The following is a 24,095-nucleotide window of genomic DNA, read 5'->3' on the forward strand; positions in this document are numbered from 1 at the left end:
CTTTGCGTACAAACCTTAAGGCCGCCGCCAGTCTAGCCAGCCACAGCCCGGCGGCCTTGACGGCAATCAATTGCCTTCAATGCATCAACGCGGCAAAGGGTAGATACAGCACGCTGTCGTGCTTGCGCACCTGTGTCTGACAGTCCACCACGGCCAGCCCGTCGGCCCAGCACGCGGCCGTCAACATCGCCGAGCTTTGCTGGGGGTGCAGCTCCACGCACAGGTGTCCGTCGGCGTCCGGGGTCAACCTGGCCCGCAGATACTGCCGACGCTTGTTGCGCTGCAACCAATCGAATCCGGCGGGCACTTGCAACGGCACCGGCATCACCTGGTCCACGCCCTGGGCCCTGAACAGGAACGGCCGCAAGACGATCAGCGCCGTGATCAACGCCGCCGAAGGGTTGCCTGGCAACCCGAGCCAAGGCTTGCCCTCCACATCGCCAAAGGCCAACGGCTTGCCCGGCTGGATTGCCAGGCGCCACAGGTCGATGCTGCCCAGGGACTCGATGGCTTGCTTGAGGTGGTCTTCTTCGCCCACCGACACGCCGCCCGACGTCAGCAACACGTCGCACTCGGCCGCGGCCAGGCTCAGGGCCTGGCGGCTGGCCTGCAGTTGATCGGGCATGACCCCGAAGTCGTGCACCTCGATACCCCAGCCGCGCAGAAGCGCCGCCAGGCTGCGACGATTGCTGTTGTAGATCTGCCCTGGCGCCAATGGCTCACCCGGCTCACGCAATTCATCGCCGCTGCTGAGCAGGCCAACCTGCAACGGGCGATAGACTTCCACCCGCGCGATCCCCGCACCGGCCAGCAATCCCAGCTCCTGGGCACGCAAGCGTGTGCCGGCCTTGAGCAACAGATCGCCTCGGCGCAGTTCCTCGCCTTCCTTGCGCACGTGATCAGCACGGGAGACCGACGGCAGCCAGACACGCTCGCCGTCCACCTGGCAGCTTTCCTGGGGCACCACGGTGTCAGCGCCCGGCGGCAGCGGCGCACCGGTAAAGATCCGTACAACCTGCCCAGCCTGCAACGGCTCGCCCGGTTCGTCACCGGCGGCAATGCGTCCGGCCAACGCCAGGTAACCGCCCTCCTCCGGCAAGTCAGCGGCGCGCAGGGCATAACCGTCCATGGCGCTGTTGTCCCAGGCGGGCAGGTTCATCGGGCAGAGAATGTCGACGGCCAGCACCCGGGTCAGCGCCTGATCCAGGTCGATCCGCTGCACGGGCGGTGGCGGCGGCGCCTGGTCGAGCAAGTGTCGGATAGCCTCGTCCACTGGCATCAACACACCGCTGTCGCACACCCGGCCGCTCACGAGCGCGTCTCGCAAGCGACCGGCGCGATACCGGCTTGCACCTTGAGATGCGGCGTGAAATTGCACGGGCCGGTGCGGCTGTCCAACTGACTGGCCAGGATCTTCTCCCAACCGGTCCGGCATGCACCCGGCGAACCTGGCAGGCAGCACACCAGCACGCCGTTGCTCATGCCCGCCAGTGCGCGCGATTGCAGGGTCGACATGCCGATTTCTGCCAGCGACACCTGACGGAACAACTCGCCGAAGCCGTCGACCAGCTTGTCCAGCAACGGCGCCACCGCTTGAGGCGTGTTATCACGCGCCGTGAAACCGGTGCCACCCGTCATCAACACCACTTGCACCTGGGGGTCGGCGATCCACTCCGACACCTTGGCGCGGATCTGGTAGATGTCGTCCCGCACCAGGCCGCGGTCGACCAGCACATGCCCGCCGGCTTGCAGCAGATCCACCAGGGTCTGGCCCGACGTATCGGTTTCGAAAGTGCGGGTATCGCTGATGGTCAGCACGGCAATGTTCAGGGGTTGAAAAAGGCGTTGCGTCAGATGGGCCATGGTCAGCCGTCCTGTCAGAAAAGATGGCCCAGCCTGAACCGCAATCGTTGCCCGGCCTATTCCTCCATGGAGGTACCTCCCTCGGCACTCACGGCGCCAGGCGACTGCGCTGCCATGCGCCGTCTTGCAGGCGATAGTCGAGACGATCATGCAAACGATCGGCACGACCCTGCCAGAACTCCAGCCGTTCGGGGCGCAGGCAATAGCCACCCCAATGCGCCGGACGCGGGACGGCTTGATCGGCGAAGCGTCGCTCGGTCTGCGCCAACAAGGTTTCCAGCGCTGCGCGATCGTCCAGTCGTCGGCTTTGTGGCGACGCCCAGGCGCCGAGACGACTGGCCAACGGACGGGATTGGAAATAGGCATCCGACAGCGCAGGGTCCAACTTATGGACCTGCCCTTCGATGCGGACCTGACGCTCCAGGCCCGGCCAGAAAAAGGTCATGGCCGCCCAGGCATTGGCGGCCAGGTCTTGCCCCTTGCCGCTGTCATAGTTGCCGAAAAACGAGAAGCCATCGGCGCCGAACCCCTTGAGCAACAACACTCGGCAGTGGGGCCTGCCATGCTCGTCCACCGTGGCCAAGGCCATGCTGTTGGCTTCTACCGGCGGCTGCTCGATCTCGCGGGCCTGTTGCATCCACACGCCGAACAGCGCCATCGGCTCGTCCGGCGCCTGGGCCTCATCCAGCCCATCACGAATGTACTGGCGGCGCATTTCTGCCAGGGAAAGGGGCATGTCGGTATCTCCACTGTGGGTTTGGCCCAGTGTGGATTCTGTGGGGTTGGCTGGCCTTGATCGTTGTCAATGTAGGCTTTTGTGGTGAATGGGTGGACGCCATCGCGAGCAGGCTCGCTCCCACAGGTGTGGCGGCGTACACCGACCCTTTGTGGGAGCGAGCCTGCTCGCGATGAGAACACCTCGGTATTTCGACCAACCGCTATTTGAGCCCCAACCGCCGCGCCAACTTGTGCAAGTTGCTCGGGTCGATCTCCAGCAGCCGCGCCGCACCGGCCCAGTTCTGCCCGCAACGCTCCAGCGCCCTGTAGATCGCCTGGCGCTGGCAATCGTCCACCGCTTCGCTCAAGGGCAGGAACGGCGCGTCGGCCGCGTCGGGAGACGGCTCAAGCAAGGCCTGGGTCGCGGCCACACCCGCGTTGAGGTCCAGGTCCAGCACTTGCGGTTCCAGCGTCATGATCAGGCTGCGATTGGCGCCTCGGCTCAATTGTTTCAACGCCGCGCGACTGATCACATGTTCCAGCTCCCGCACGTTGCCCGGCCAGCTGTACGCCAGCAGCGCCTGTTCAGCGGCCGGCGACAGGCGCACCCCACGCAACCCCAGACGTGTGCGGTTCAGCTCCAGGAAATGCCCCGCCAGCATCAGCACATCGTGGCCGCGCTCGCGCAGTGGCGGGATCGGCACCGGGTACACCGAGAGCCGGTGATACAGGTCGGCACGAAACAGGCCGTCGCGAATGCTGTCCGGCAGATGCCGGTTGGTGGCGGCGATGATCCGCACGTCGACGTGCAGCGGCTTGTCCGCCCCCAGGCGCTGGATCTCGCCGTTCTGCAGGGTGCGCAGCAACTTGGCCTGCACGCTCAATGGCAGTTCGCCCACTTCGTCGAGAAACAGCGTGCCACCGTTGGCCGCGTCGAAACGCCCGGCACGATCGGTCGTCGCCCCGGAAAAGGCGCCTTTGACGTGACCGAACAATTCGCTCTCGGCCAGGGACTCGGGCAGCGCCGCGCAATTGACCTGGACCAGCGGCTTGTGGCCGCGCCGGGACAAGCGGTGCAACCGTCGGGCGAACAACTCCTTGCCCACGCCGGTTTCGCCCAGCAGCAGCACCGGCAACTCAGAGTCGGCCAGCACGTCCAGTTCGTTGAGCAACTGCTGCAAGCCCTCGCTGCGCCCGAGGATCTCGCCCTCCTCGGTCGGCACACGCAAGTCCGCCTGGTCACTGCGCGAGGCCCGCAGGCTACGGTTTTCCTGTTCGAGCCGGGTGACCCGCACCGCCGCCTCGATCTGCAGGGTGCAGCGCTTGAGTTCCTCGCGGGCGCGGCTGTCGAAGGTGCCGGCATGCAACGCATCCAGGGTGATCGCGCCCCAGAGCTGCCCTTCCACGTACAGGCTCACGCCCATGCAGTCGTGCACGGGCAGCGGCTCACCGACGTGGTGATCGAGCAAGCCGTCATAGGGGTCCGGCAAGCGGCTGTCCGGCTCGAACCAGGTGGGTTCGCGCGAGGCCATGATCGCGGCCAGGCGCGGGTGCTGGGCGATCACGAACCGCCGGCCAAGGGCCTCGTGGACCAGGCCCACGGTCGCCACAGGCCTGAGACTGTCCTCGTCCAGGCGCAACAATCCGACGGCGCCACTGTTGAAGTATTCGCGTAGCGTCTGCACCAGGCGCTGCAAGCGCACGGCATTGGGCAGCTCGACGATCAAGTCGGCGGCCAGGCTTTCACGCAGCATGGTAGTGATGACCCTCCAGGGTTCGTTTGACCCCGTGCAGCCAGGGTGACAATCACCCTGCAAAAAAATTAATCGTTAAATTTCAACAAGTTAAATATGGCACGCTGACTGCACTGCGAATGTCATCTGTCCCTCCCCGGGATTCACCCAAGGAAACATGATGAGCCTCGATCTACTGGAACAAAGCCTGGGCCAACTGGCCTGCGACATTCCCGGTGCGACCCGTACCTTCCATCATTACAACCTCGACTTCTGCTGCGGTGGGCAAAAGTCCCTGCGCGAAGCGGCGCTCGGCAAGGGCCTGAACCCACTGCTGATCGCCGACGCCTTGAAGACACTGCAAGCAGCCGGCGAACTGGGCCATGACTGGCGCAACGAACCCCAGGCCGAACTGATCGCCCACATCCTGGAGCGCTATCACGCGCGTCACCGCGAACAGCTGCCGGAACTGATCCGCCTGGCTCGCCGCGTCGAGCTGGTGCACGGCGCCCGCCCTACTTGCCCGAACGGCCTGGCCGATCACCTGCAAGACCTTTATCAGGAACTCGAAGGCCACATGCTCAAGGAAGAGCAGGTGCTGTTCCCGATGCTGCAACAAGGCCTGGGCGAACGCGCCTCGGCGCCGATCCAGGTGCTGCGCTATGAACACGACCAGCACGGCGAAGCACTGGAAACCATGCTCACCCTGACCGACCAGATCACCCCGCCCGCCGACGCCTGCAACACCTGGCGCGCCCTGTACCGCGGGCTGGTCGAACTGCGCGACGATCTGATGCAACACATCCACCTGGAAAACAACGTGCTGTTCGTCAATGCGATGAACGCTGCCCATTAACCTCAAACACCGCCCATTCTGTCTGTGGGAGCAAAATCCCTGTGGGAGCAAAGCGTGCTCGCGATAGCGGTGAATCAGTCAGCATCAATATTGACTGACACCGCGCCATCGCGAGCAAGCTTTGCTCCCACAGCCGTTCAGCGCTTGTCTCCAATTCAAAACTGCCAATAGAACATCGCCTTGGCCAACACCACGATCAACACCATGTGCCCGAGGATGCTGCGGCGCAGCCAAGTGGCCCGGCTCGGTGTGAGGCGTCCGCTCTTGAGCCAGTACGCCAGCCACAAATAGTGCCCGATGATGCTCAGCGCCAAGAGGATCTTGAGGCTCAGCAGCAGGCCGAAGCTGTTGCCCAGCGGCTGGCTCAATGCGCTGCGATGCTGCCAGGCCAGGGCCATGCCGGCGCCATAGAGCACCAGCACCACACCATGCAAAACGTGCCGCGAACGCTTGGCGATCGCCTCGTCCGCGGCGTCCCGGGCGCCCTGGGCCAGTGGCCGGCGGGCGGTGTGCCAGATGCAGACTTCGAAAAACAGCGTGCCGATGAAGGCAATGGCCGCCAACAAATGCGTAACCAGCAAGACCCCGTACATCATCGTTCCCCTCTGTCCAGCGGACTCAACCCGGATGCCCATCCACCCGCGCCTGCCACAACATCGGGCCATATCGCCAGGCGTAAAGCCCGAACGCCAGCGCCCAGCACACACCTGCCAGCCACAGCGCAGCCAGCGGCAATACCAGCACCAGCACCACACGGCTCAAGCAAGCCAGGTTCAAGAGAATGAAGGCCAGTGTCATGCCTTTCGGCGGCTCGAGGGGGCGACCGGTATGGCCCAGGCTGACGCGGGCAATCATCGCCAGGATCAGCCCGGCCATGGCACCAATGGTCAGGCTGTGCACTGCCAGGCTCGGGTTGATCGGCGCACCGAAGTGCCACAGGGCCATGCCCAGGCAGGCCAGTGCCAACCATGCATAAGCCAGGTGCAGGGACCACAGCAGCGGCACCCGCCACAGATCCCGGTCATGCCAACGCACCAACCGAATCGTGTGGCCTACGGCCAACGCGGCGAACAACACACCGACCCAGACACTGGCCGACAACGCCGGACCGAACGCGTACAACAACGCCACCAGTGCCGAGCCCGCCAGCAACAGCCGATCGAGCCATGGCCAAGGAGTAACGCCCTCCACCCGACCGAGGCCGCGTTGGGTGAAGAATGGAATCACGCGTCCACCGATCAACCCCATCATGGCCGCCACCAACCACAAGCCGGTGAGCACGCTCTGGCGCTCCAGGCCTTCGTCATGCCGGATCAGACCGTACACGGACAAGCCATCGGCGGCAGCCAACAGCAGCAGCACCAGCACGATCGGGTAGTTGCGCTTCTGCCGCACTCGCCACAGCGTGACGCCCATCAACGCGGCGACCGCCAGGGCAAAACCCAGCTCCAGCACTGCCAACAAGGGCCAAGGCGCATCGGTCAACCAGGCCAGGCGCGCGCCCAGCCACAGCAACGCCAGGGCGGTCAATCGCTTGCCGCTGAGCCCCGGGGTACCGGTCCAGGTTTGCACCGCCGTCAGCAGGAACCCGGCGATAATCGCCAGGCCAAAGCCGAACAACAGTTCATGACGGTGCCAGGCCAGCCAGCCACCGGCCGGTTGCCAGGCAGACAGTCGTCCGGTGAATGCCGCCAGCCACAGCGGAATGGCCAACAGCGCAAGCACGCACCCGGCCAGGAAGAACGGCCGAAACGCCAGGCGCCACAGCGGCGCGATGGCCATGGCCTTGCGACGGTCAAGCACTTGCATACATCACTCCTTAACCTCTCCACAGGCCGAAAAGCCCACTGACGAGGGTCAACAATCAGGGTTCGAATGATCGACTATCGACGCTGGCAGGCCTTGTCTCAGATCAAGCCAGCCCATCGACCTCGCACAAGTACTTGCAAGGGGCTTGCCGAACCCGATTGTTGTGGGAGCAAAGCTTGCTCGCGACGCGCGATAATGCGGGCTGACTGTAGACTGAGGCGCCTTCGTCGCGAGCAAGTCTTGCTCGCGCAGAGGCTCGCTTCTATTCGGACTGTAGCAGAGAAAGGGTATTTATGACCGCGCAATGGTTATTTCAACCCTATCGACACAGGGTTGTTTCTACCCACATCGAGCGCATCGCCCCACGAAACAACCCCCACAAGCATGGCCCGTCTCTTGCTCAGGCAGGGGCACAGACTTTATTCGCCCCGGGGTTTTCCATGAAACACTTCGCTTTGCCGCTCACCTGGTTCGTCGTACTCTCCTGCGTCGTGGCGCTGGCCAGTGGCCTGTCCCTGAGTCTTGTCTGAACCCGTTTATTTTTGCCATCACAAGGATCCCCGCCATGGTATTGCACCGTGTCCATCACCAGATCTTGCGCAGCCATCATCTGTTCGAGCCCCTCAATGAAGAACAGCTCGACGAGTTGATGAGCACCAGCCAACTGCTGAACATCGACAAGGGCGACCCGCTGTTCCTCCAGGGCGAGCCGGCGCAGGCGTTTTATTTCGTGATTTCCGGGGCTGTGAAGATTTACCGGTTGACCCCGGATGGCCAAGAGAAAGTCTTTGAAGTGATCGGCGAGCGCCAGACCTTCGCCGAGGCCATGATGCTGATGGACACGCCCAACTACGTCGCGTCCGCCGAAGCCGTGGGGCCGACCCAGTTGTATCGGTTGTCCAACGCCACCTACATGCGCCTGCTGCAAAGCAACAGCCGGCTGACGTTCGCCCTGCTCGGCAAGCTCTGCGTGCGCCTGCACCAACGGGTCAACGAGATCGAAACCCTGTCGCTGAAGAACGCCACCCACCGCGTGGTGCGCTACCTGCTGACGCAACTGGTGCGCCTGCAGGCGGTGGACTGCCAGTTCGAATTGCCGATGGCCAAGCAATTGATCGCCGGACACCTGTCCATCCAACCGGAAACCTTCTCGCGAATCATCCGCCGCCTGATCGATGAAAAAATCATCACCCAGGACGGTCGCCAGATCGCGATTCTCGATCGCCTGCGCCTGGAGCAGTTCGAATGAGCACCCTGCCCATTTGCCTGTATTGCCAACAGGCCAACCCCGCCCATCAAGCCGAGTGCCGCCAGTGCGGCATGCCATTGCCGGTCGAAGCCGCGCGGGCCGGTGAACGCCGGCTACGGCGTTTCACCTGGTTCTGCGTCGGGCTGACGGTGTTCTGCGTCTTCATGTTCTTCTGGTTGCCTCGCGACATCGTCTGAATCCTCAGTCCTGGGTCAGTTGCCGATACAGCTGCGGCAAGCGCAGCGGCAATTGCTCGGGCTGGCGAATCAAGGTGTAGCCGTTGGCACCGAACATATACGGCAGGTAATCCCCCGCTTCCCGATCGATGGTGATGCAAAACGGCGTCAGCCCCTGGCGCCGGGCCTCCAGCACCGCCTGACGGGTGTCTTCCACGCCGTAGCGGCCCTCGTAGAGATCCAGGTCATTGGGTTTGCCGTCGCTGAGCAGCAACAACAACTTGCGCCGCCGCTTGCACCCAGCCAGCCGCTGCGTGGCCTGGCGAATGGCGGCGCCCATACGCGTGTAGTAACCCGGTTTCAGCCCCTGGATGCGGCCCCGGGTCTGGTCGTCGTAACGCTGGTTGAACGCCTTGACTTCATGCATCCGCACTTGCTGGCGGCGCAGCGAAGAAAACCCGTACAAGGCGAAGTCATCGCCGAGCACCGAAAGGGTTTCACCGAATAGCAGCAGGCTGTCGCGGATCACGTCGATAACCCGGTGCTCGTCATTGAGGTGCGCGTCGGTGGACATCGACAGATCGGCCAGCAGCAGGCAGGCCAGGTCGCGACGGGTCTGGCGCTGCTCCATGAACAGGCCGCGCTCGCTGCATCGGCCGTGCTGGCGCTCGACGTGGAAATCCAGCCAGGCCTGCATGTCCAGTTCCGAACCCTGGGTCTGCTGGCGCAACCACTGGCGATCGTTGCGCAGGTGTTCGAACTGACGGCGCAAGCGCTGGGCCGGGTTGCGCAACCGCGCGGGTAGCGGCTGCGGCTCGCAGTCACGTGGGATCAGCGTTTGCAGGCTGACAAAATCAGCCTGGAGTCGTTGTTTGCGGTAGTCCCATTCCGGCAGCAGGATGCCCTCGCCCAGCGGGATGTCATCGACATCGGCGGGCGGCAGGTCCAGGTGCAGTTTCAAGCCGCCGCCCTTGCGCAACCGAGTGCGCGACAGCGTCAGGTGGTCCAGGTCCTCGGCAACACGGGCAGCGTCCGGATCCTCACTGTCGTCAGTCCAGCGATCCAGGTCCACGTGTTCGGTCCAACTGAACAGGTTCTCCAAGCGCACAATCAATAGGCCGCCGTCGCGGGTGGTGTCATCGATCCGCTCGGCGCGCTTGCGGCCACCTTGTTGCTCACCCGGCGGCGTCGCCAGGTATTGTTCGGATTCTTCGAGATTGGCGGCCTGGGGGTTGCCCAGGTGCCGGGGAGGATACAGCCACAGCGGCAGCGGCCAGGCGGCCCGTTCACTGCGGGGGAAATGCTCGACACTGCCGGGTTCGCGCAGAGCCTGGCACAAGGCCCGCTCCAGCGCCGCCTCGGCCGGGTCCAACGAAGCCGGATCAGGACGCAAAGACAGATGCGCCTCCACCAGTCGCTCGTAGCGGGGAAGCATGGCGGGGTAGCGTCGCAGCAAGGCTTGGGTCCAGCGCTGGTTGTCCCGCCCCCAGTGCTTCATCGGCCCCGACTGCGCGGCCAGTAACGCGAGCCAGCGGTACAGCTCTTCGTTCAGCCCCACATCGGGAAACGCCGCCAGGCTGGCGGGCAAACGCAGGTTGTCGGCATCGCACCAGGCCAGAGGGACTTGCTTGCACGTCCCGGCGATCTGTTGCAGCAGGTTGCGCCGCAGCAGCAGGTCACGGTCGCTGACCGCTTCCACACCCTGGTGGCTGGCGCCGCCGGTGGCGCGAAACAGCACTTGCAGCGAGCGTTGTCGCTGGCTCAGCTCGACACTCGCCTCGGGAAAATCCGGACTGGCACGGCGGGTGATGAAACGGTGCCAGACACTGCCGACCCACTCTTCCAGCTCAAGGGTGAATGCCATGGTTATTCTCCTATCAAGCCGTTGCAGTGAAGGGACTGGCTCACTGCTTTTGTGGACTGGCTGACACAGTCTTTGTGACCGGCTAACACTGCTCTTGTGGCGAGGGAGCTTGCTCCCGCTTGGGTGCGAAGCGCCCATCAAAAAGGGTCTGCTGCGCAGCCCAGCGGGAGCAAGCTCCCTCGCCACAAAAGCTCCTTCGCCACAGATTCAGCGGTGATGACTCACGAAGGCACTACCGCTGCAGGTGCGCGTTGAGCCGCGCGGGCACGCTGCCTGAAGCTGAACAGGTAGCAGAGCAGACCGACCAGGAACCCGAGGCCACTGACCAGGCGTGCCCAGAACAGCGGTTTCAAGTGATCCATCGTGGCCATGAACGGCAAGGCACTGCCATCCGTTGCCCAGCGTTGCAGCCACACCTGGACCACACCGGCTGCGGTGAGGAACAAGGTGATCATCACCATCGACAGGGTCATCAACCAGAAGCCCCAGATTTCCAGGCGCTGGGAGCGCTCGTCTGCCGCTTCACCCAAGCCGCGCAAGCGTGGCATGGCGTAGCTGATCAGGGTCATCACGATCATTGCGTAGGCGCCGTAGAACGCCAGGTGACCGTGGGCCGCTGTCAGTTGCGAACCGTGGGTGTAGTAGTTGACCGGTGCCAGGGTGTGCAGGAAACCCCAGACGCCCGCCCCGAAGAACGCCGTCACGGTAGTGCCCTTGGCCCACAAGGTGGCAGCGCGGTTAGGGTGATGCCGGCGACGGTTCCTGACCATGCTGAAGGCAAAGACCACCATCGCCAGGAACGGCAGCGGTTCCATCGCGGAGAAGATCGAGCCCACCCACAACCAGACCTCAGGCGCACCAATCCAGAAGAAGTGGTGACCCGTACCGATGATGCCGGTGATCAGCGCCATGGCGATAATCACGTAGAGCCATTTCTCCACCACTTCCCGGTCCACACCGGTGATCTTGATCAGGACGAAGGCCAGCATCGAACCCATGATCAGTTCCCAGACGCCTTCTACCCAAAGATGCACCACCCACCACCAGTAGTATTTGTCGCGGGCGAGGTTTTCCGGGTTGTAGAAGGAGAACAAGAAGAACACGGCCAGGCCGATCAAGCCGGTCATCATGACCATGCTGACCGTGGTCTTGCGCCCCTTGAGCATCGTCATGCCGATGTTGTAGAGGAAGCCCAGGCAGACCACCACAATACCCATCTTGGTAATGGTCGGCTGCTCAAGGAACTCACGCCCCATGGTCGGCAGCAAATCGTTGCCGGTGTATTTGGCCAGCGTCGCGTAAGGCACCGAGAGGTAGCCCAGGATCGTCGCTACACCTGCGGCGGCGAATACCCAGAACAGCAGCAGCGCCAGTTTCGGACTGTGCAGTTCGCGATCGGCCTCTTCCGGGATCAGGTAGTAGGCCGCGCCCATGAAGCCGAACAACAGCCAGACGATCAGCAGGTTGGTGTGGACCATGCGGGCCACGTTGAAAGGAATCAGCGGGAACAGAAAATCGCCGATCACGTATTGCAAGCCCATGATCAAACCGAACAGGACTTGCCCGAGAAACAGCATCAGGGCAAACACGAAGTAAGGTTTGGCGACGGCCTGCGAGGCGAATTTCAGATGCGGATTAGCCATGCTCATCTCTCAGCCCTCCTTGTTTGGCGGCCAGCCATTGGTATTGATCTTCGAACTCCACTTGAGGAATTCGGCGATGTCGTCGACCTCCTGCTCGCTCAAATGAAACTGCGGCATCGCGCGACGTCCTGGAACGCCCAGCGGCTGCATCTTCATCCAGGCCTGGAGGAAGGGCTTGAAGGCTTCCTCACCACCGCGCCGATTGACCACATTGCCCAGCTCCGGCGCGAAGTACGCGCCCTCGCCCAGCAGCGTGTGGCAGCCGATGCAGTTATTGCGTTCCCAGACGCCCTTGCCGCGTATCACTGACTCGGTCAACTGCGCCTGGTTACTGCGCTCTGGAAAGGTCTTTTCCGTGTGGTAGGTCAAGGCCAGGAATATCAGGAAAAAGAACACGCTTCCCCCGAAATATATATTCCTGGCCATGCCTTTGGTGAAGGTATCTGACATGGTCACTTCCTCATTGCTTGGCGTGTTCATTTTAGGAAGCGAGGGGGGTGAAACCGCTTGATGGCGATCAAGAATCTCCGATGGTTTTGGTGGGTTGTTCCAAGAACACCACAATCCCTTGTGGCGAGGGCGCTTGCTCCCGCTGGGCCGCGAAGCGGCCCCAAACCTGCTGACGCGGTGTATCAGGCAGATTGAGTTGTTGATGTTGGGGCTGCTGCGCAGCCAGCGGGAGCAAGCTCCCTCGCCACAGGGTGTTTTGTGTTTGCAGGTTCAGATCGTGAAAGAGATGACCATTGCGATCACCGTCGCAAGCAACGCCGCCCAGCTCAACACCAACCGCCGCCACAACCGCGGCGCATGACGCAGCTCCATGAAGCCGTCGGCGATCAGCCAGGCCTTGGTCACCGCGACGGCCAGGATGGCGATGGACACCACTGCGCTGGCCGCGACCTGGCCCAAGGCGACGGTGCCGGTGCTTAGCACGGCCAACATCGCCCAGCAGATGATCAGGACACGGGACGTCGACACGGGCACCTCCCCCTCAATCGAGAATGTAGACAACTGGAAACAGCAACACCCAGACCAGGTCCACCATGTGCCAATACAGCACGCCGGACTCCAGCCCGTTGTGTTGCTGTGCCCCGTAGCGCCGTCGCCGGCAGCCCTCGGCCAGCCACCCGAGGATCACCATCCCCAGCAGCACGTGGAGGAAGTGAAACGCCGTGAGGATCCAGTACAAGGTAAAGAAGGTGTTGTGTTCCATCCCCAGGCCGTTCGCCAACAGATGGGCATACTCCGTGAGCTTCAGCGCCACGTAGCCGCAGGCGGCGAGCAAGGCGATCGCCAACAACGCTGCACCTCGACGCGAGCGGCCACGCCTGACCTGCTCCAGGGCAAGCGCTGCGAACAGGCCGCCGGTCAGCAGGCTGAGGGTCATTGCCAGGCCCGTGGAGCGGTCAAGCAATGCCCTTCCCTCGCTGAACAGCTGCGGGTGCAGCGCCTGGGCCACGGTGAACGTCAGGATCAACAGGGCGAACACCGAGAGCTCGGCAAGGATGAAGAACCACATCGCCAGGTCGCCCGGCAAGCGCCGGGACTTGACAGCGGATTCAGCCGAAATGGACATCAACCACATCCATCAGCGCGGCCACGGTTTGCGGGTCATCGCTCAAGGGTTCGGCCAGGCAGGCCAGGCACGCCTGGCGCGGGTCCATGCCAGCGCCGATCATGCGCGCGGCGAAAATCAACAGGCGGGTGGACGCAACCTCTTCCAGGTCATGCTGGTCGAGGCGACGCAGCGCTTGCCCCAACCGTACCACCTGTGCCGCCAACGCCATATCGACGCCGGCCTCGCGGGCCACGATGCGTTCTTCGTCGGCCACCGCCGGGTAGCCGAAGCGCATCGCCACGAAACGCTGGCGCGTGCTGGGCTTCATGCCTTTGAGCAGGTTCTGGTAACCGGGGTTGTACGACACCACCAACATGAAGTTCGGCGGCGCCTGGAGCACTTCGCCGGTACGCTCCAGGTACAGCTGGCGACGGTCATCGGCGAGGGGGTGCAGCACCACCGCGGTGTCCTGGCGCGCCTCGACCACTTCATCCAGGTAGCAGATGCCGCCCTCGCGCACCGCCCGGGTCAAAGGGCCGTCCTGCCACCAGGTGCCTTGGGCACCAATCAGGTGACGCCCCACCAGGTCGGCCGCACTCAAGTCATCGTGGCAGGCCACGGTGTACAGCGGCAGCTTCAGGCGGTGAGCCATGTGCTGGACGAAACGGGTCTTGCCGCAACCGGTCGGCCCCTTGATCAGCACCGGCATGCCATGGCGCCAGGCCTGTTCGAACATGGCCAGTTCGTTGTCCTGGGGTTGATAGAAGGGCTCTTCGGGGTGCTGCAAGGAATGGATGGCGCTCATGAAAATGAACCTGCTCGAACAACGGATTGCCCATCACGCTACGGGGCCCTGCGACAACCTGGCAAGGGCCCCGGCAGGCAAACTTGATCGCCGTCAAGCGGCCAACCATCCCCCTGGGCATAGCCTTGCACCGCACCAAAAAACCTGCGCGCCGAACATCCATTAATGGGCAGCGCGGGTCATGCCTGAGGAGAAATGGAATGCTGATCAGCCACAAAAAATCGTGGGCCATTAGGGCGGCGGCACTGTGTACGGCACTGGCCGCACCCTACGCCTTCGCCGACCAGACCGCAGCCCCGGAATCACCACGCCTGGTGAAGACCGAAGGCGCGCCGGACATGAGCCAGGCCGACTTCGACTCGGCCAAGGAAATCTATTTCCAGCGCTGCGCCGGCTGCCACGGGGTACTGCGCAAGGGCGCTACCGGCAAGCCGTTGACACCGGACATCACCCAGGCCCGGGGCCAACCCTACCTGGAGGCGCTGATCACTTACGGCTCGGCCGCCGGCATGCCGAACTGGGGCACTTCCAACGCTCTGACCAAAGAGCAGATCACGGTGATGGCCAAGTTCATCCAGCACACCCCGCCGACACCACCGGAATGGGGCATGGCCGAAACCCTCAAGACCTGGAAAGTGCTGGTCAAGCCTGAGGACCGGCCGACCAAGCAGCTCAATTCCCTCAACCTGCAGAACCTGTTCTCGGTGACCCTGCGCGACGACGGCAAGATCGCTCTGGTCGACGGCGACAGCAAGAAAATCGTCAAGCTGATCGACACCGGTTACGCGGTGCACATTTCGCGCATCTCGGCCTCGGGACGCTACCTGCTGGTGATCGGCCGGGACGCCAAGATCGACATGATCGACCTGTGGCCGAAAGAGCCGACCAAGGTCGCAGAAATCAAGGTGGGCATCGAAGCCCGCTCGGTGGAGACCTCCAAGTTCAAGGGCTACGAAGACAAGTACACCATTGCCGGTTCCTACTGGCCGCCGCAGTTCACCATCATGGACGGCGAGACCCTGGAACCCAAGCAGATCGTCTCGACCCGCGGCATGACCGTCGACACCCAGCAGTACCACCCAGAACCTCGGGTCGCGGCCATCATCGCCTCCCACGAGTGGCCGGAATTCATCGTCAACGTCAAGGAAACCGGCAAGGTGATGCTGGTCAACTACCAGGACATCAAGAACCTCACCATCACCAACATCGACGCCGCGCCGTTCCTGCATGACGGCGGTTGGGACAGCAGCCATCGCTACTTCATGACGGCAGCCAACAACTCCAACAAAGTGGCCGTGATCGACTCCAAGGAACGCAAGCTCACCGCCCTGGTGGATGTCGGCAAGACACCGCACCCGGGACGCGGCGCCAACTTCAACCATCCGCTCTACGGACCGGTCTGGGCCACCAGCCACCTGGGCGACGCCGGGGTTTCGCTGATCGGCACCGACCCGGTCAATCACCCGCAATACGCCTGGAAACAGGTCGGCTCACTCCAGGGCCAGGGCGGCGGTTCGCTGTTCATCAAGACCCACCCGCAATCCCGTCACCTGTATGTCGACACCACCCTGAGCCCTGACGCCAAGCTCAGCCAGTCGGTGGCGGTGTTCAACATCGACAAGCTCGACGCCGGCTACACCGTGCTGCCGATTGCCGAATACGCCGGCATCAAGAAGGGCGCCCTGCGCGTGGTCCAGCCTGAGTACAACAAGGCGGGCGACGAGGTCTGGTTCTCGGTCTGGAGTGGTCAGGACGACGAATCTGCACTGGTGGTCATCGATGACAAGACCCTTAAGCTCAAGAACGTGATCAAGGACAAGCGCCTGATCACCCCAACCGGTAAATTCAACGTTTACAACACCCAACACGATATCTATTGAGCCCCATCAATAAGAGGAAAAACCATGAAGCCTATTCTGATTGCCTTGGCCCTGACTGCCGCCTCCAGCCTACCGGCGCTGGCGCAAGACGGTCCGACGTTGTTCAAGAGCAAGCCCTGTGCAGCCTGCCATTCCATCGACGCCAAAGTAGTCGGCCCGGCCCTCAAGGACGTCGCGGCGAAAAACGCCGGCGTCGCCGGTGCCCAGGACCTGCTCGCCAAGCACATCAAGGAAGGTACTCAAGGTAACTGGGGACCGATGCCCATGCCGGCCAACCCGGTGACCGAGGAAGAAGCCAAGATCCTCGCGGCGTGGGTCTTGACCCTTAAATAGACTCATTGTGGGAGCAAGGCTTGCCCGCGATGAAGGCAATGAGGTCTTTGAGAGATCGAGTCGCCTGTTTTCGCGAGCAAGCTTTGCTCCCACACATCCTCCCAGCCACAGGAGGGTGCTCGACTTTATTTTCTGATCTGGAGGACGTCATGGAACGACACAGCGCAACAACCTTGATGACCACCCTCCTCCTTGTTTTCTCCTCCTGCGCGCTGGCCGCTCCCGACAGCCAGCGCCAGGCCCAATTGCAACACCTGCTGGACCAGGATTGCGGCGCCTGCCACGGCCTCTACATGACCGGTGGCCTCGGCCCGCCCCTGACCCATCAGGCCCTGGCTGGAAAGTCCCGCGACAGCCTCATCGCCACCGTCGCCCAAGGGCGGCCCGGCAGCGCCATGCCCGGCTGGGCGCCGCTGCTCGATCCCGACGACATCCGCTGGCTGGTGGACCGGCTCCTTCAAGGAAAACCCGCCTCATGATCCGCACTCTCCTGTCTTGCACCGCCCTCGCCCTGTTGCTCTCGGGCTGCGCCCAGACACCGCTGCGCGGCACCGGCGACCTGGGCGTGGTGGTGGAACGCGCCACCGGCAGCCTGCAAATCATCGAAAGCGACACCCGCACCACCCTCGCCCGTGTCGAAGGCCTGGGCGACCTGTCCCACGCCTCTGTGGTGTTCTCCCGGGACCAGCGCTACGCCTACGTGTTCGGTCGCGATGGTGGCCTGAGCAAGGTCGACCTGCTGACCGCGCGCATCGACCGGCGCATCATCCAGGGCGGCAACAGCATCGGCGGCGCGATCAGCCAGGACGGCAAGCTGATTGCCGTTTCCAACTACGAGCCCGGCGGCGTCAAGGTCTTCGACGCCCAGACCCTGGAACAGGTCGCCGACATCCCTGCCACCCCGTTGCCCGACGGACAAAAGCGCTCAAGGGTCGTCGGCCTGGTGGACGCCCCAGGACAGCGCTTCGTGTTCAGCCTGTTCGACACCGGCGAGATCTGGACGGCCGACTTCAGCCAGGGCCTCACGCCGCGCATCGAGCGCTTCACCGCCATCGGCCAGCAACCCTACGACGCGTTGATCACGCCGGAGGGGCGTTATTACATGGCCGGGTTGTTCGGTGAGGACGGCATGGCGCAACTGGACCTGTGGCACCCCGAGCGCGGCGTCAAGCGCGTGCTGGGGCACTACGGCCGCGGCCAGGAGAAGTTGCCGGTGTACAAGATGCCTCACCTGGAAGGCTGGGCCTTGGCCGATCAGCAAGCGTTCGTGCCTGCCGTCGGGCATCACCAGGTGCTGGTCATGGATGCGCGCAACTGGCAGCAGACCGACGCCATCGCCGTGGCCGGCCAACCGGTGTTCGTCACCGCGCGTCCGGACGGTCGCCAACTGTGGGTCAACTTCGCCTACCCGGATAACGACCGTGTCCAGGTTATCGACACCCAGACCCACGCCATCGTCGCCGACCTGCGTCCCGGGCCTGCGGTGTTGCACATGGAATTCACCGCGCGCGGTGACCAGGTCTGGCTGTCCGCCCGCGACGGTGGCCAGGTGCAGGTGTGGAATCCGTACCGGCTTGAACGCCTGGGCACCCTGCCCGCCCTCAGCCCCAGTGGCATTTTCTTCAGCAGCCGCGCGCACAAACCGGGGTATTGACCATGACATCGAGCTCGCTGGCCCGCCGCCTGATCGACTGTTTCCAACATGGCCTGCCGTTGTGCGCCGAACCCTACCGGGCCATGGCCGAGGCCTTGGGCTGCACCGAAACGCAAGTGCTTGACTGCCTGCAACACCTTCAAGTGGCCGGCACCCTGTCGAGGGTCGGCCCGGTGTTCGAACACACCCGCGCCGGCGCCAGCACCCTCGCCGCCCTGGCGGTGCCCGAGGAGCGCTTGCACCAGGTGGCGGCACGCGTCAGCCAGTACCCCGAGGTCAATCACAACTACGCCCGGGAACATCGCTACAACTTGTGGTTCGTGTTGACCGGTCCCGACCGCGGCCACCTGGACAACATTCTCCAGGAACTGGAAGACGACACCGGTCTCACGCCCCTGGACCTGCCCATGCTGACCGCCTACCGCATCGACCTGGGCTTTGCCCTGGAGGCCACTTCATGAAAGACCCCTTGAGCGAACACCAATCACTGACCCTGCGCCGTCACCTGGAAACCGGCCTGCCGCTGGTATCGCGCCCGTTCCAGGCCTTGGCCGAACAGATCGGCGCGAGTGAGCAACAGGTCCTCGACCAGGTGCAGCATTGGCATGAACAGGGCCTGTTCCGTCGCGTCGGCCTGGTGGTCAACCATCGGGCCCTGGGGTTCGCCGCCAACGCCATGCTGGTGCTGGACGTGCCGGATGCGTTGGTCGATGAAGTCGGGCGCCGCCTCGGCCAGGCACCGGGGATCAGCCTTTGTTACCAACGGCCACGGCGCTTGCCCCAGTGGCAGTACAACCTCTTCTGCATGATCCACGGTCGCCAGCGTGACCGCGTGGAAGCCCAGGTCCAGACGTTGCTGGAACAGCATCTGCTGAACGACCTGCCCCATCAGTTGCTGTTCAGCACCCACCTGTTCAAGCAGTGCGGCGGCCGCTTCGCCCCACCGGCCGGAGCGCGCATCGATGGATGACCTGGACCGCCGCCTGATCAACCGCCTGCAATTGGGGCTGCCGCTGGTCCGCCACCCGTGGCAGACCCTGGCCCGTGAGTTGGGCAGCACCAGCACGGAACTGCTCGACCGGCTGCACGAATTGCTCAACGAAGGCGTGCTCACCCGCTTCGGCCCGATGTTCGACCTCGATCGCCTGGGCGGCGCTTTCACCCTGGCTGCGCTGGCGGTGCCCGAGGAGCGCTTCGACAGCGTCGCCGAACAACTCGCCGACCTGCCCGAGGTGGCCCACAACTACCGCCGCGAACACACCTGGAACATGTGGTTCGTGCTCGGCTGCTCCAGCGAGCAGGCCATCGACGACACCCTGCGGCGCATCGAGCACCTGACCGGCCTGGTACCGCTGAACCTGCCCAAAGAGGAGACCTACCATGTCGGCTTGTATTTCCCCGTCTGAATCGCCGCGGCCAACCTCCTCGCTCCAGACGCCAGCGTCCCTGGCGCTGCGCCTGGTGGAACTGACCCAGGCCGGCCTGCCCTTGATCGAAGATCCCTGGGCCTGGTTGTCGGAGCAACTGGGCTTGAGCGTGGAGGCGACCCTCGACCTGCTCAAGGGCTTGCAGGCTGAAGGCGCCATTCGCCGCATCGCCGCCGTGCCGAACCACTACCGACTGGGCTACCGCCACAACGGCATGACCGTGTGGGACGTCGCCGACGCCCAGATGCCGCGCCTCGGCGCGCTGTTGGGTGCGCAGCCCTTCGTCAGCCATTGCTACCGCCGCCCGCGCAGGCCCGGTTGGCGCTACAACCTGTTTGCCATGGTCCATGGCCGCAGCCGCGAGGAGATCGACCTCTATCGCGACCACCTGCGTTACCTGCTGGGCGAGGCCTGTGCCGCCGACGAGATGCTGGTGAGCAGCCGCATCCTGAAAAAAACCGGCCTGCGCCTGTCGCCTGTGCCTGTGCCTGTGCCTGTACCTGTACCTGTGCCTGTGCCTGTGCCTGTGCCTGTGCCTGTGCCTGTGCCTGTGCCTGTGCCTGTGGGAGCAAAGCTTGCTCGCGAAACGGACGCCTCGGTTTCTGATGGACTGCATCGTCCCCATCGCGGGCAAGCCTTGCTCCCACAGAGCCTTGTCCCCAGCAAACCCTGCCCAAGCGGGGATGAACCGCGCTGAACCCGTCCGTCGAATCAAGGAGCGCTATATGTTGAGGATCAGCCACTACCTGCGAGCCCTGGCCGGCCAATGCCCTCCTCCACGCACCGCACCACCAGGCAGCCACAGGCCGCCCGTGGTGATCTGGAACCTGCTCCGACGTTGCAACCTGACCTGCAAGCACTGCTACGCCACCTCGGCCGACAGCGTGTTTCGCGATGAGCTGGACACCCCGGCGGCGCTCAAGGTCATCGACGACCTGCACGAAGCCGGCGTGCGCATATTGATCCTGTCCGGCGGCGAGCCGTTGCTGCGCGACGATCTTTTCCAACTCAGCGCCTATGCCCGCGACAAGGGGTTTTTCCTGGCCTTGTCCACCAACGGCACGCTCATCGACAAGACCAATATCCAGCAGATCCGCGCAGCTCACTTCGACTACGTCGGCATCAGCATCGATGGCCTGGAGCAAACCCACGATGCCTTCCGCCAGCTCAAGGGCAGTTTCGCCAGCAGCATGGCGGCCATCCGGCTCTGTCGCGAGCAAGGGATCCGCGTCGGCCTGCGCACCACCCTCACCCAGCAAAACCATGAGCAACTGCCGCAGCTGCTGGATCTGATGAACGAGTACGACGTGCAGAAGTTCTATCTGTCGCACCTCAACTACAGTGGTCGGGGCAAGCGCAGTCGCAAACTCGACGCCCGGCAGCAGATGAGTCGCGACGCCATGACGCTGATCTTCGAACGGGCCTGGCGCGACATAGAGCAAGGTCGCGAGAGTGACTTCGTCAGCGGCAACAACGACGCCGACGCCATCCTGTTGCTGCAATGGGTCGCGCAGCGCCTGCCCCGGCATTACACCGCCCTGGAACGGATGCTCGAAGCCTGGGGCGGCAACGCCTCGGGCAGCGGCATTGCCAACATCGACAATACCGGCGAGGTCCACCCTGACACGTATTGGTGGCAGCACTCGGTGGGCAATGTGCGCCAGACCCCATTCAAGACCCTCTGGTCAGACCATCCCGACGCCCTGCTGCTCAAGCTGCGCGAGCACCCACGGGCGGTGGGCGGCCGCTGCCGCCAATGCCGCTGGCTGAGTATCTGCAATGGCAACACCCGCACCCGCGCATGGGCTGACGGTGACCTCTGGGGCCAGGACCCCGGCTGTCACCTGTGCGATGAAGAAATTGGTTTGCAGGCAATCCCCAGCGTCGCGATTCCCGACGCCACCTTGCCCTGCGCCCGATAACCCGATGGCGTACCTGATGCCAACCCAAGGAAAGTCCCATGCTTGCCCCCCTCGCTTTGCCCGCTGCCCTGCAATCGCCTTTCAGACCCGGTGAAGTCGCCCTGGTCGGTGCCGGCCCCGGTGACCCGGGCCTGCTGACGTTGCGCGCCTGGAGCCTGTTGATGCAGGCCGACGCCGTGGTCTATGACCGTCTGATCAGCCCCCAACTGTTGAGCCTGATCCCACTGCCGTGCGCCCGTCATTACGTCGGCAAGGCCGCCGGTTGCCACAGCCTGCCCCAGGGGCAGATCAACGAATTGCTCGCCGATCTCGCCGACCAGGGCCAACGAGTGGTCCGGCTCAAGGGTGGCGATCCGTTCATCTTTGGTCGTGGCGCTGAAGAGCTGGAATATCTGCTGGCCCGCGGTATCGATTGCCAGGTGGTGCCCGGCATCACCGCTGCGGCCGGTTGCAGCGCCTATGCTGGCATTCCGCTGACCCACCGCGACCTGGTCAATTCCTGCCGGTTCATTACCGGCCACCTGCAGCGCGAAGGCGATTTGAACCTGCCCTGGCAGAGCCTGGCGGATGACAGCCAGACCCTGGTGTTCTACATGGGGCTGTCGAACCTGGGGGTCATTTCCGCACGGCTGATAGAAGCAGGCCTGCCGGCCGACACCCCGGCCGCCTTGATCAACAACGGCACTCGCCCCGACCAGCAGGTATTGCGCGGCACCTTGGGGCAACTGCCCGACATGGCACTCTCGTGTTCCGACGGGCTGCCCACCTTGACCGTCATCGGCAAAGTGGTGGGCTTGTTCGCCCACCAGCCGTTGCAGCACCCGGCGTGCCTGCACCCCATGCCCAAGGCCCGTCCCAACCTCTCGAAGGTGGCGCTATGAAACGCTCGTGGCTGATGCCGCTGCTGTGGGTCGGTGCGGCCCATGGGGCTACTACCACGGCGCCAGAGCTGACACAGGCCGAGCGTGACTACCAGCAGCACTGCCAACAGTGTCACGGCGCGAACCGCATCGGCGGCACCGGGCCTGCCCTGTTGCCCCAGAGCCTGAGCCGGATCAAACCCGATGAAATTCGCACGGTGATCGAAAAAGGTCGGCCGGCCAGCCAGATGGAGGCCTTCGGCGCGGTACTGGAACCTGCGCAGATCGATGGCCTGGCCCTTTACCTGCAACAGCCACTGGACGTCGAGCCCACCTGGGGCGAGAACGACATCCGCGCCAGCCATCACATACTCGCCGACCTCGCCAAACTGCCCACAAAACCCCAGCACCAGGCCGATCCGTTGAACCTGTTCGTGGTGGTGGAAGCCGGCGATCATCATGTCGATGTGGTCGACGGCGACCGTTTCGAAGTGCTGGCGCGCTTCGCCTCGCATTTTGCAGTGCATGGCGGACCGAAGTTTTCACCGGACGGACGCTTCGTCTACCTGGCCTCCCGGGACGGCTGGATCAGCCTCTACGACCTGCACAACCTCAAGCTGATCGCCGAAGTGCGAGCCGGGCTCAATACCCGGAACCTGGCGGTGAGCAAGGACGGTCGCTGGGTGCTGGTGGGCAACTACCTGCCCGGCAACCTGACGGTGCTCGACGCCCGTGACCTGTCCCTGGTCAAGACCATTGCAACCGTCGGCCAGGACGGCCAGGCGTCGCGTGTCAGCGCGGTGTACACCGCCCCGCCGCGCAACAGCTTCATCGTCGCGCTCAAGGACGTCAAAGAGGTCTGGGAGCTGTCTACCGGTCCAAACCCGGACTTCGTGCCCCGGCGCATCGTGGCGGATGACTTCCTGGATGATTTCTCCTTCTCCCCCGATTACCGCCAGTTGCTCGCCACTTCGCGCAAGGCCCAGGGCGGCCAGGTGATCGATCTCGACAATGGCAAGGTCGTCACGGACATTGCCTTGCCGGGCATGCCCCACCTGGGCTCGGGCACCTATTGGAAACGCGACGGGCACTGGGTGTTTGCCACGCCCAACATCAGCAAGGGCTTGATCTCGGTGATCGACTTCAACACCTGGAAAGTCATCAAGCAGATCCCCACGCTGGGCCCGGGGTTCTTCCTGCGCAGCCACGCCAACTCGCGCTATGCCTGGACCGACGTGTTCTTCGGCCCGGACAACGACGCCATCCACCTGATCGACAAACAGACCCTGGAAATCGCCCACACCCTGCGCCCCATGCCCGGCAAGACCGCCGCCCACGTCGAATTCACCCGCGACGGTCGCTACCTGCTGCTGAGCATCTGGGACACCGAGGGCGCGCTGATCGTGTACGACAGCAACACCCTCCAGGAAATCAAACGCCTGCCCATGAACAAGCCCTCGGGCAAATACAACGTCGGCAACAAGATCGAATTCGCCGAAGGCACTTCGCACTGACGGCTGGGTGATTGGAGCTTGGGGGACTCACAGATCTCGTGCCCCCCACGCAGATCTACTGTGGGAGCAAAGCTTGCTCGCGACAGCGTCAGCCCAGACACCGCAAAACCCGTGGCGAGGGAGCTTGCTCCCGCTCGGCTGCAAAGCAGTCGCAAAACCAGGCAATGCGGTTTATCCGATGCATTGCAGGGGCCTGCTGCGCAGGCCAGCGGGAGCAAGCTCCCTCGCCACA

General features: G+C 63.6%; 25 protein-coding genes and 1 pseudogene. 14 read left to right on the forward strand and 12 right to left on the reverse strand.

Annotation, left to right across the window (positions count from 1 at the left end; genetic code table 11):
• Positions 1-76: 76 nt before the first annotated feature.
• From ACODSJ_RS12350 to norR, 4 genes are all read right to left on the reverse strand, one after another.
• Positions 77-1,312: a molybdopterin molybdotransferase MoeA gene (locus ACODSJ_RS12350; RefSeq protein WP_489102013.1), complete on the reverse strand. Its 1,236-nt coding sequence runs from the start codon at positions 1,310-1,312 to the stop codon at positions 77-79.
• Entirely contained in the window at positions 1,309-1,863 is a 555-nt protein-coding gene (moaB, locus tag ACODSJ_RS12355) for a molybdenum cofactor biosynthesis protein B (protein WP_489101988.1), read from the reverse strand. The genes ACODSJ_RS12350 and moaB overlap by 4 nt, the downstream gene beginning before the upstream one ends.
• A gap of 88 nt (positions 1,864-1,951) precedes the next feature.
• Complete coding sequence (gene pdxH / locus ACODSJ_RS12360) at positions 1,952-2,599, reverse strand: pyridoxamine 5'-phosphate oxidase (protein WP_489101989.1); 648 nt, start codon at positions 2,597-2,599, stop codon at positions 1,952-1,954.
• Positions 2,600-2,801: 202 nt separating this feature from the next.
• Positions 2,802-4,334, reverse strand: coding sequence for a nitric oxide reductase transcriptional regulator NorR (gene norR, locus ACODSJ_RS12365; protein ID WP_489101990.1), 1,533 nt, complete (start codon positions 4,332-4,334; stop codon positions 2,802-2,804).
• A 160-nt stretch (positions 4,335-4,494) separates the two neighbouring features.
• Between norR and ytfE the strand changes: the two genes are divergently transcribed.
• Positions 4,495-5,169, forward strand: a complete 675-nt coding sequence (gene ytfE / locus ACODSJ_RS12370) for an iron-sulfur cluster repair protein YtfE (RefSeq protein WP_489101991.1) — start codon at positions 4,495-4,497, stop codon at positions 5,167-5,169.
• 155 nt (positions 5,170-5,324) lie between these two features.
• On the opposite strand, the gene ACODSJ_RS12375 is transcribed toward ytfE, so the two are convergent.
• Both ACODSJ_RS12375 and ACODSJ_RS12380 read right to left on the reverse strand, forming a co-directional pair.
• Positions 5,325-5,762 (reverse strand): hypothetical protein, encoded by a 438-nt coding sequence (locus ACODSJ_RS12375; protein WP_489102014.1) that lies wholly within the window; start codon positions 5,760-5,762, stop codon positions 5,325-5,327.
• A gap of 25 nt (positions 5,763-5,787) precedes the next feature.
• Positions 5,788-6,978 carry an NnrS family protein gene (locus ACODSJ_RS12380; protein ID WP_489101992.1) on the reverse strand — a complete coding sequence of 397 codons (1,191 nt, stop codon included), beginning with the start codon at positions 6,976-6,978 and terminating at the stop codon, positions 5,788-5,790.
• Between the two features lie 565 nt (positions 6,979-7,543).
• On the opposite strand from ACODSJ_RS12380, the gene ACODSJ_RS12385 reads away from it, so the two are divergent.
• Both ACODSJ_RS12385 and ACODSJ_RS12390 read left to right on the forward strand, forming a co-directional pair.
• Entirely contained in the window at positions 7,544-8,227 is a 684-nt protein-coding gene (locus ACODSJ_RS12385) for a Crp/Fnr family transcriptional regulator (protein ID WP_260957850.1), read from the forward strand.
• Entirely contained in the window at positions 8,224-8,424 is a 201-nt protein-coding gene (locus ACODSJ_RS12390; protein WP_489101993.1) for a protein DnrP, read from the forward strand. Before ACODSJ_RS12385 ends, ACODSJ_RS12390 begins: the two co-directional genes overlap by 4 nt.
• 4 nt (positions 8,425-8,428) lie before the next feature.
• Here ACODSJ_RS12390 and ACODSJ_RS12395 read toward each other — a convergent pair whose 3' ends face one another.
• From ACODSJ_RS12395 to ACODSJ_RS12420, 6 genes are all read right to left on the reverse strand, one after another.
• On the reverse strand, positions 8,429-10,267 hold the full coding sequence (locus ACODSJ_RS12395) for a nitric oxide reductase activation protein NorD (RefSeq protein ID WP_489101994.1): 1,839 nt from the start codon (positions 10,265-10,267) through the stop codon (positions 8,429-8,431).
• A 221-nt stretch (positions 10,268-10,488) separates the two neighbouring features.
• The gene (locus ACODSJ_RS12400; protein ID WP_489101995.1) at positions 10,489-11,916 is read right to left on the reverse strand and encodes a cbb3-type cytochrome c oxidase subunit I; all 1,428 of its coding nucleotides are present in this window, start codon (positions 11,914-11,916) and stop codon (positions 10,489-10,491) included.
• 3 nt (positions 11,917-11,919) lie between these two features.
• Positions 11,920-12,360 carry a c-type cytochrome gene (locus ACODSJ_RS12405; protein ID WP_260957855.1) on the reverse strand — a complete coding sequence of 147 codons (441 nt, stop codon included), beginning with the start codon at positions 12,358-12,360 and terminating at the stop codon, positions 11,920-11,922.
• 270 nt (positions 12,361-12,630) lie between these two features.
• Positions 12,631-12,888 (reverse strand): cytochrome C oxidase subunit IV family protein, encoded by a 258-nt coding sequence (locus ACODSJ_RS12410; RefSeq protein WP_489101996.1) that lies wholly within the window; start codon positions 12,886-12,888, stop codon positions 12,631-12,633.
• 13 nt (positions 12,889-12,901) lie between these two features.
• The gene (locus ACODSJ_RS12415; protein WP_489101997.1) at positions 12,902-13,486 is read right to left on the reverse strand and encodes a cytochrome c oxidase subunit 3; all 585 of its coding nucleotides are present in this window, start codon (positions 13,484-13,486) and stop codon (positions 12,902-12,904) included.
• Positions 13,470-14,204: a CbbQ/NirQ/NorQ/GpvN family protein gene (locus tag ACODSJ_RS12420; protein WP_489102015.1), complete on the reverse strand. Its 735-nt coding sequence runs from the start codon at positions 14,202-14,204 to the stop codon at positions 13,470-13,472. The genes ACODSJ_RS12415 and ACODSJ_RS12420 overlap by 17 nt, the downstream gene beginning before the upstream one ends.
• A gap of 269 nt (positions 14,205-14,473) precedes the next feature.
• Between ACODSJ_RS12420 and nirS the strand changes: the two genes are divergently transcribed.
• The 11 genes and pseudogenes from nirS to ACODSJ_RS12475 all read left to right on the forward strand — a co-directional run bounded on the left by nirS (position 14,474) and on the right by ACODSJ_RS12475 (position 23,863).
• On the forward strand, positions 14,474-16,153 hold the full coding sequence (gene nirS / locus ACODSJ_RS12425) for a nitrite reductase (RefSeq protein ID WP_489101998.1): 1,680 nt from the start codon (positions 14,474-14,476) through the stop codon (positions 16,151-16,153).
• 24 nt (positions 16,154-16,177) lie between these two features.
• Positions 16,178-16,486, forward strand: coding sequence for a c-type cytochrome (locus tag ACODSJ_RS12430; RefSeq protein ID WP_489101999.1), 309 nt, complete (start codon positions 16,178-16,180; stop codon positions 16,484-16,486).
• Positions 16,487-16,635: 149 nt separating this feature from the next.
• The gene (locus ACODSJ_RS12435; RefSeq protein ID WP_489102000.1) at positions 16,636-16,965 is read left to right on the forward strand and encodes a c-type cytochrome; all 330 of its coding nucleotides are present in this window, start codon (positions 16,636-16,638) and stop codon (positions 16,963-16,965) included.
• Entirely contained in the window at positions 16,962-18,140 is a 1,179-nt protein-coding gene (locus ACODSJ_RS12440) for a cytochrome D1 domain-containing protein (protein ID WP_489102001.1), read from the forward strand. The genes ACODSJ_RS12435 and ACODSJ_RS12440 overlap by 4 nt, the downstream gene beginning before the upstream one ends.
• Positions 18,141-18,142: 2 nt before the next feature.
• Positions 18,143-18,601: an Lrp/AsnC family transcriptional regulator gene (locus ACODSJ_RS12445; RefSeq protein WP_489102002.1), complete on the forward strand. Its 459-nt coding sequence runs from the start codon at positions 18,143-18,145 to the stop codon at positions 18,599-18,601.
• Positions 18,598-19,110, forward strand: coding sequence for a siroheme decarboxylase subunit beta (gene ahbB, locus ACODSJ_RS12450; RefSeq protein WP_489102003.1), 513 nt, complete (start codon positions 18,598-18,600; stop codon positions 19,108-19,110). Before ACODSJ_RS12445 ends, ahbB (ACODSJ_RS12450) begins: the two co-directional genes overlap by 4 nt.
• Positions 19,103-19,546, forward strand: coding sequence for an Lrp/AsnC family transcriptional regulator (locus ACODSJ_RS12455; RefSeq protein WP_489102004.1), 444 nt, complete (start codon positions 19,103-19,105; stop codon positions 19,544-19,546). Before ahbB (ACODSJ_RS12450) ends, ACODSJ_RS12455 begins: the two co-directional genes overlap by 8 nt.
• Positions 19,521-20,045, forward strand: a pseudogene (gene ahbB, locus ACODSJ_RS12460) (siroheme decarboxylase subunit beta); the annotation flags it as partial. The gene ACODSJ_RS12455 and the pseudogene ahbB (ACODSJ_RS12460), both read left to right, overlap by 26 nt.
• A gap of 247 nt (positions 20,046-20,292) precedes the next feature.
• Positions 20,293-21,489 carry a heme d1 biosynthesis radical SAM protein NirJ gene (gene nirJ, locus ACODSJ_RS12465; RefSeq protein ID WP_489102005.1) on the forward strand — a complete coding sequence of 399 codons (1,197 nt, stop codon included), beginning with the start codon at positions 20,293-20,295 and terminating at the stop codon, positions 21,487-21,489.
• A 38-nt stretch (positions 21,490-21,527) separates the two neighbouring features.
• On the forward strand, positions 21,528-22,370 hold the full coding sequence (gene cobA / locus ACODSJ_RS12470; protein WP_489102006.1) for a uroporphyrinogen-III C-methyltransferase: 843 nt from the start codon (positions 21,528-21,530) through the stop codon (positions 22,368-22,370).
• Entirely contained in the window at positions 22,367-23,863 is a 1,497-nt protein-coding gene (locus tag ACODSJ_RS12475; protein WP_489102007.1) for a cytochrome D1 domain-containing protein, read from the forward strand. The genes cobA and ACODSJ_RS12475 overlap by 4 nt, the downstream gene beginning before the upstream one ends.
• The last annotated feature ends 232 nt before the right edge of the window (positions 23,864-24,095 follow it).

Source organism: Pseudomonas sp. FG6, from assembly GCF_057809015.1.

What these genes read in the sequence shown, in the direction of transcription:
- ACODSJ_RS12440 (WP_489102001.1), top strand. Translation starts at nt 16,962, where the DNA reads ATGATCCGCACTCTCCTGTCTTGCACCGCCCTCGCCCTGTTGCTCTCG.
- nirJ (WP_489102005.1), top strand. Translation starts at nt 20,293, where the DNA reads ATGTTGAGGATCAGCCACTACCTGCGAGCCCTGGCCGGCCAATGCCCT.
- ACODSJ_RS12415 (WP_489101997.1), bottom strand. Translation starts at nt 13,486, where the DNA reads ATGTCCATTTCGGCTGAATCCGCTGTCAAGTCCCGGCGCTTGCCGGGC.
- moaB (WP_489101988.1), bottom strand. Translation starts at nt 1,863, where the DNA reads ATGGCCCATCTGACGCAACGCCTTTTTCAACCCCTGAACATTGCCGTG.
- ACODSJ_RS12380 (WP_489101992.1), bottom strand. Translation starts at nt 6,978, where the DNA reads ATGCAAGTGCTTGACCGTCGCAAGGCCATGGCCATCGCGCCGCTGTGG.
- ACODSJ_RS12475 (WP_489102007.1), top strand. Translation starts at nt 22,367, where the DNA reads ATGAAACGCTCGTGGCTGATGCCGCTGCTGTGGGTCGGTGCGGCCCAT.
- ACODSJ_RS12420 (WP_489102015.1), bottom strand. Translation starts at nt 14,204, where the DNA reads ATGTTCGAACAGGCCTGGCGCCATGGCATGCCGGTGCTGATCAAGGGG.
- ACODSJ_RS12455 (WP_489102004.1), top strand. Translation starts at nt 19,103, where the DNA reads ATGGATGACCTGGACCGCCGCCTGATCAACCGCCTGCAATTGGGGCTG.
- ytfE (WP_489101991.1), top strand. Translation starts at nt 4,495, where the DNA reads ATGAGCCTCGATCTACTGGAACAAAGCCTGGGCCAACTGGCCTGCGAC.
- ACODSJ_RS12385 (WP_260957850.1), top strand. Translation starts at nt 7,544, where the DNA reads ATGGTATTGCACCGTGTCCATCACCAGATCTTGCGCAGCCATCATCTG.
- ACODSJ_RS12445 (WP_489102002.1), top strand. Translation starts at nt 18,143, where the DNA reads ATGACATCGAGCTCGCTGGCCCGCCGCCTGATCGACTGTTTCCAACAT.
- cobA (WP_489102006.1), top strand. Translation starts at nt 21,528, where the DNA reads ATGCTTGCCCCCCTCGCTTTGCCCGCTGCCCTGCAATCGCCTTTCAGA.
- ACODSJ_RS12390 (WP_489101993.1), top strand. Translation starts at nt 8,224, where the DNA reads ATGAGCACCCTGCCCATTTGCCTGTATTGCCAACAGGCCAACCCCGCC.
- pdxH (WP_489101989.1), bottom strand. Translation starts at nt 2,599, where the DNA reads ATGCCCCTTTCCCTGGCAGAAATGCGCCGCCAGTACATTCGTGATGGG.
- ahbB (WP_489102003.1), top strand. Translation starts at nt 18,598, where the DNA reads ATGAAAGACCCCTTGAGCGAACACCAATCACTGACCCTGCGCCGTCAC.
- ACODSJ_RS12395 (WP_489101994.1), bottom strand. Translation starts at nt 10,267, where the DNA reads ATGGCATTCACCCTTGAGCTGGAAGAGTGGGTCGGCAGTGTCTGGCAC.
- nirS (WP_489101998.1), top strand. Translation starts at nt 14,474, where the DNA reads ATGCTGATCAGCCACAAAAAATCGTGGGCCATTAGGGCGGCGGCACTG.
- ACODSJ_RS12430 (WP_489101999.1), top strand. Translation starts at nt 16,178, where the DNA reads ATGAAGCCTATTCTGATTGCCTTGGCCCTGACTGCCGCCTCCAGCCTA.
- ACODSJ_RS12405 (WP_260957855.1), bottom strand. Translation starts at nt 12,360, where the DNA reads ATGTCAGATACCTTCACCAAAGGCATGGCCAGGAATATATATTTCGGG.
- ACODSJ_RS12400 (WP_489101995.1), bottom strand. Translation starts at nt 11,916, where the DNA reads ATGAGCATGGCTAATCCGCATCTGAAATTCGCCTCGCAGGCCGTCGCC.
- ACODSJ_RS12375 (WP_489102014.1), bottom strand. Translation starts at nt 5,762, where the DNA reads ATGTACGGGGTCTTGCTGGTTACGCATTTGTTGGCGGCCATTGCCTTC.
- norR (WP_489101990.1), bottom strand. Translation starts at nt 4,334, where the DNA reads ATGCTGCGTGAAAGCCTGGCCGCCGACTTGATCGTCGAGCTGCCCAAT.
- ACODSJ_RS12435 (WP_489102000.1), top strand. Translation starts at nt 16,636, where the DNA reads ATGGAACGACACAGCGCAACAACCTTGATGACCACCCTCCTCCTTGTT.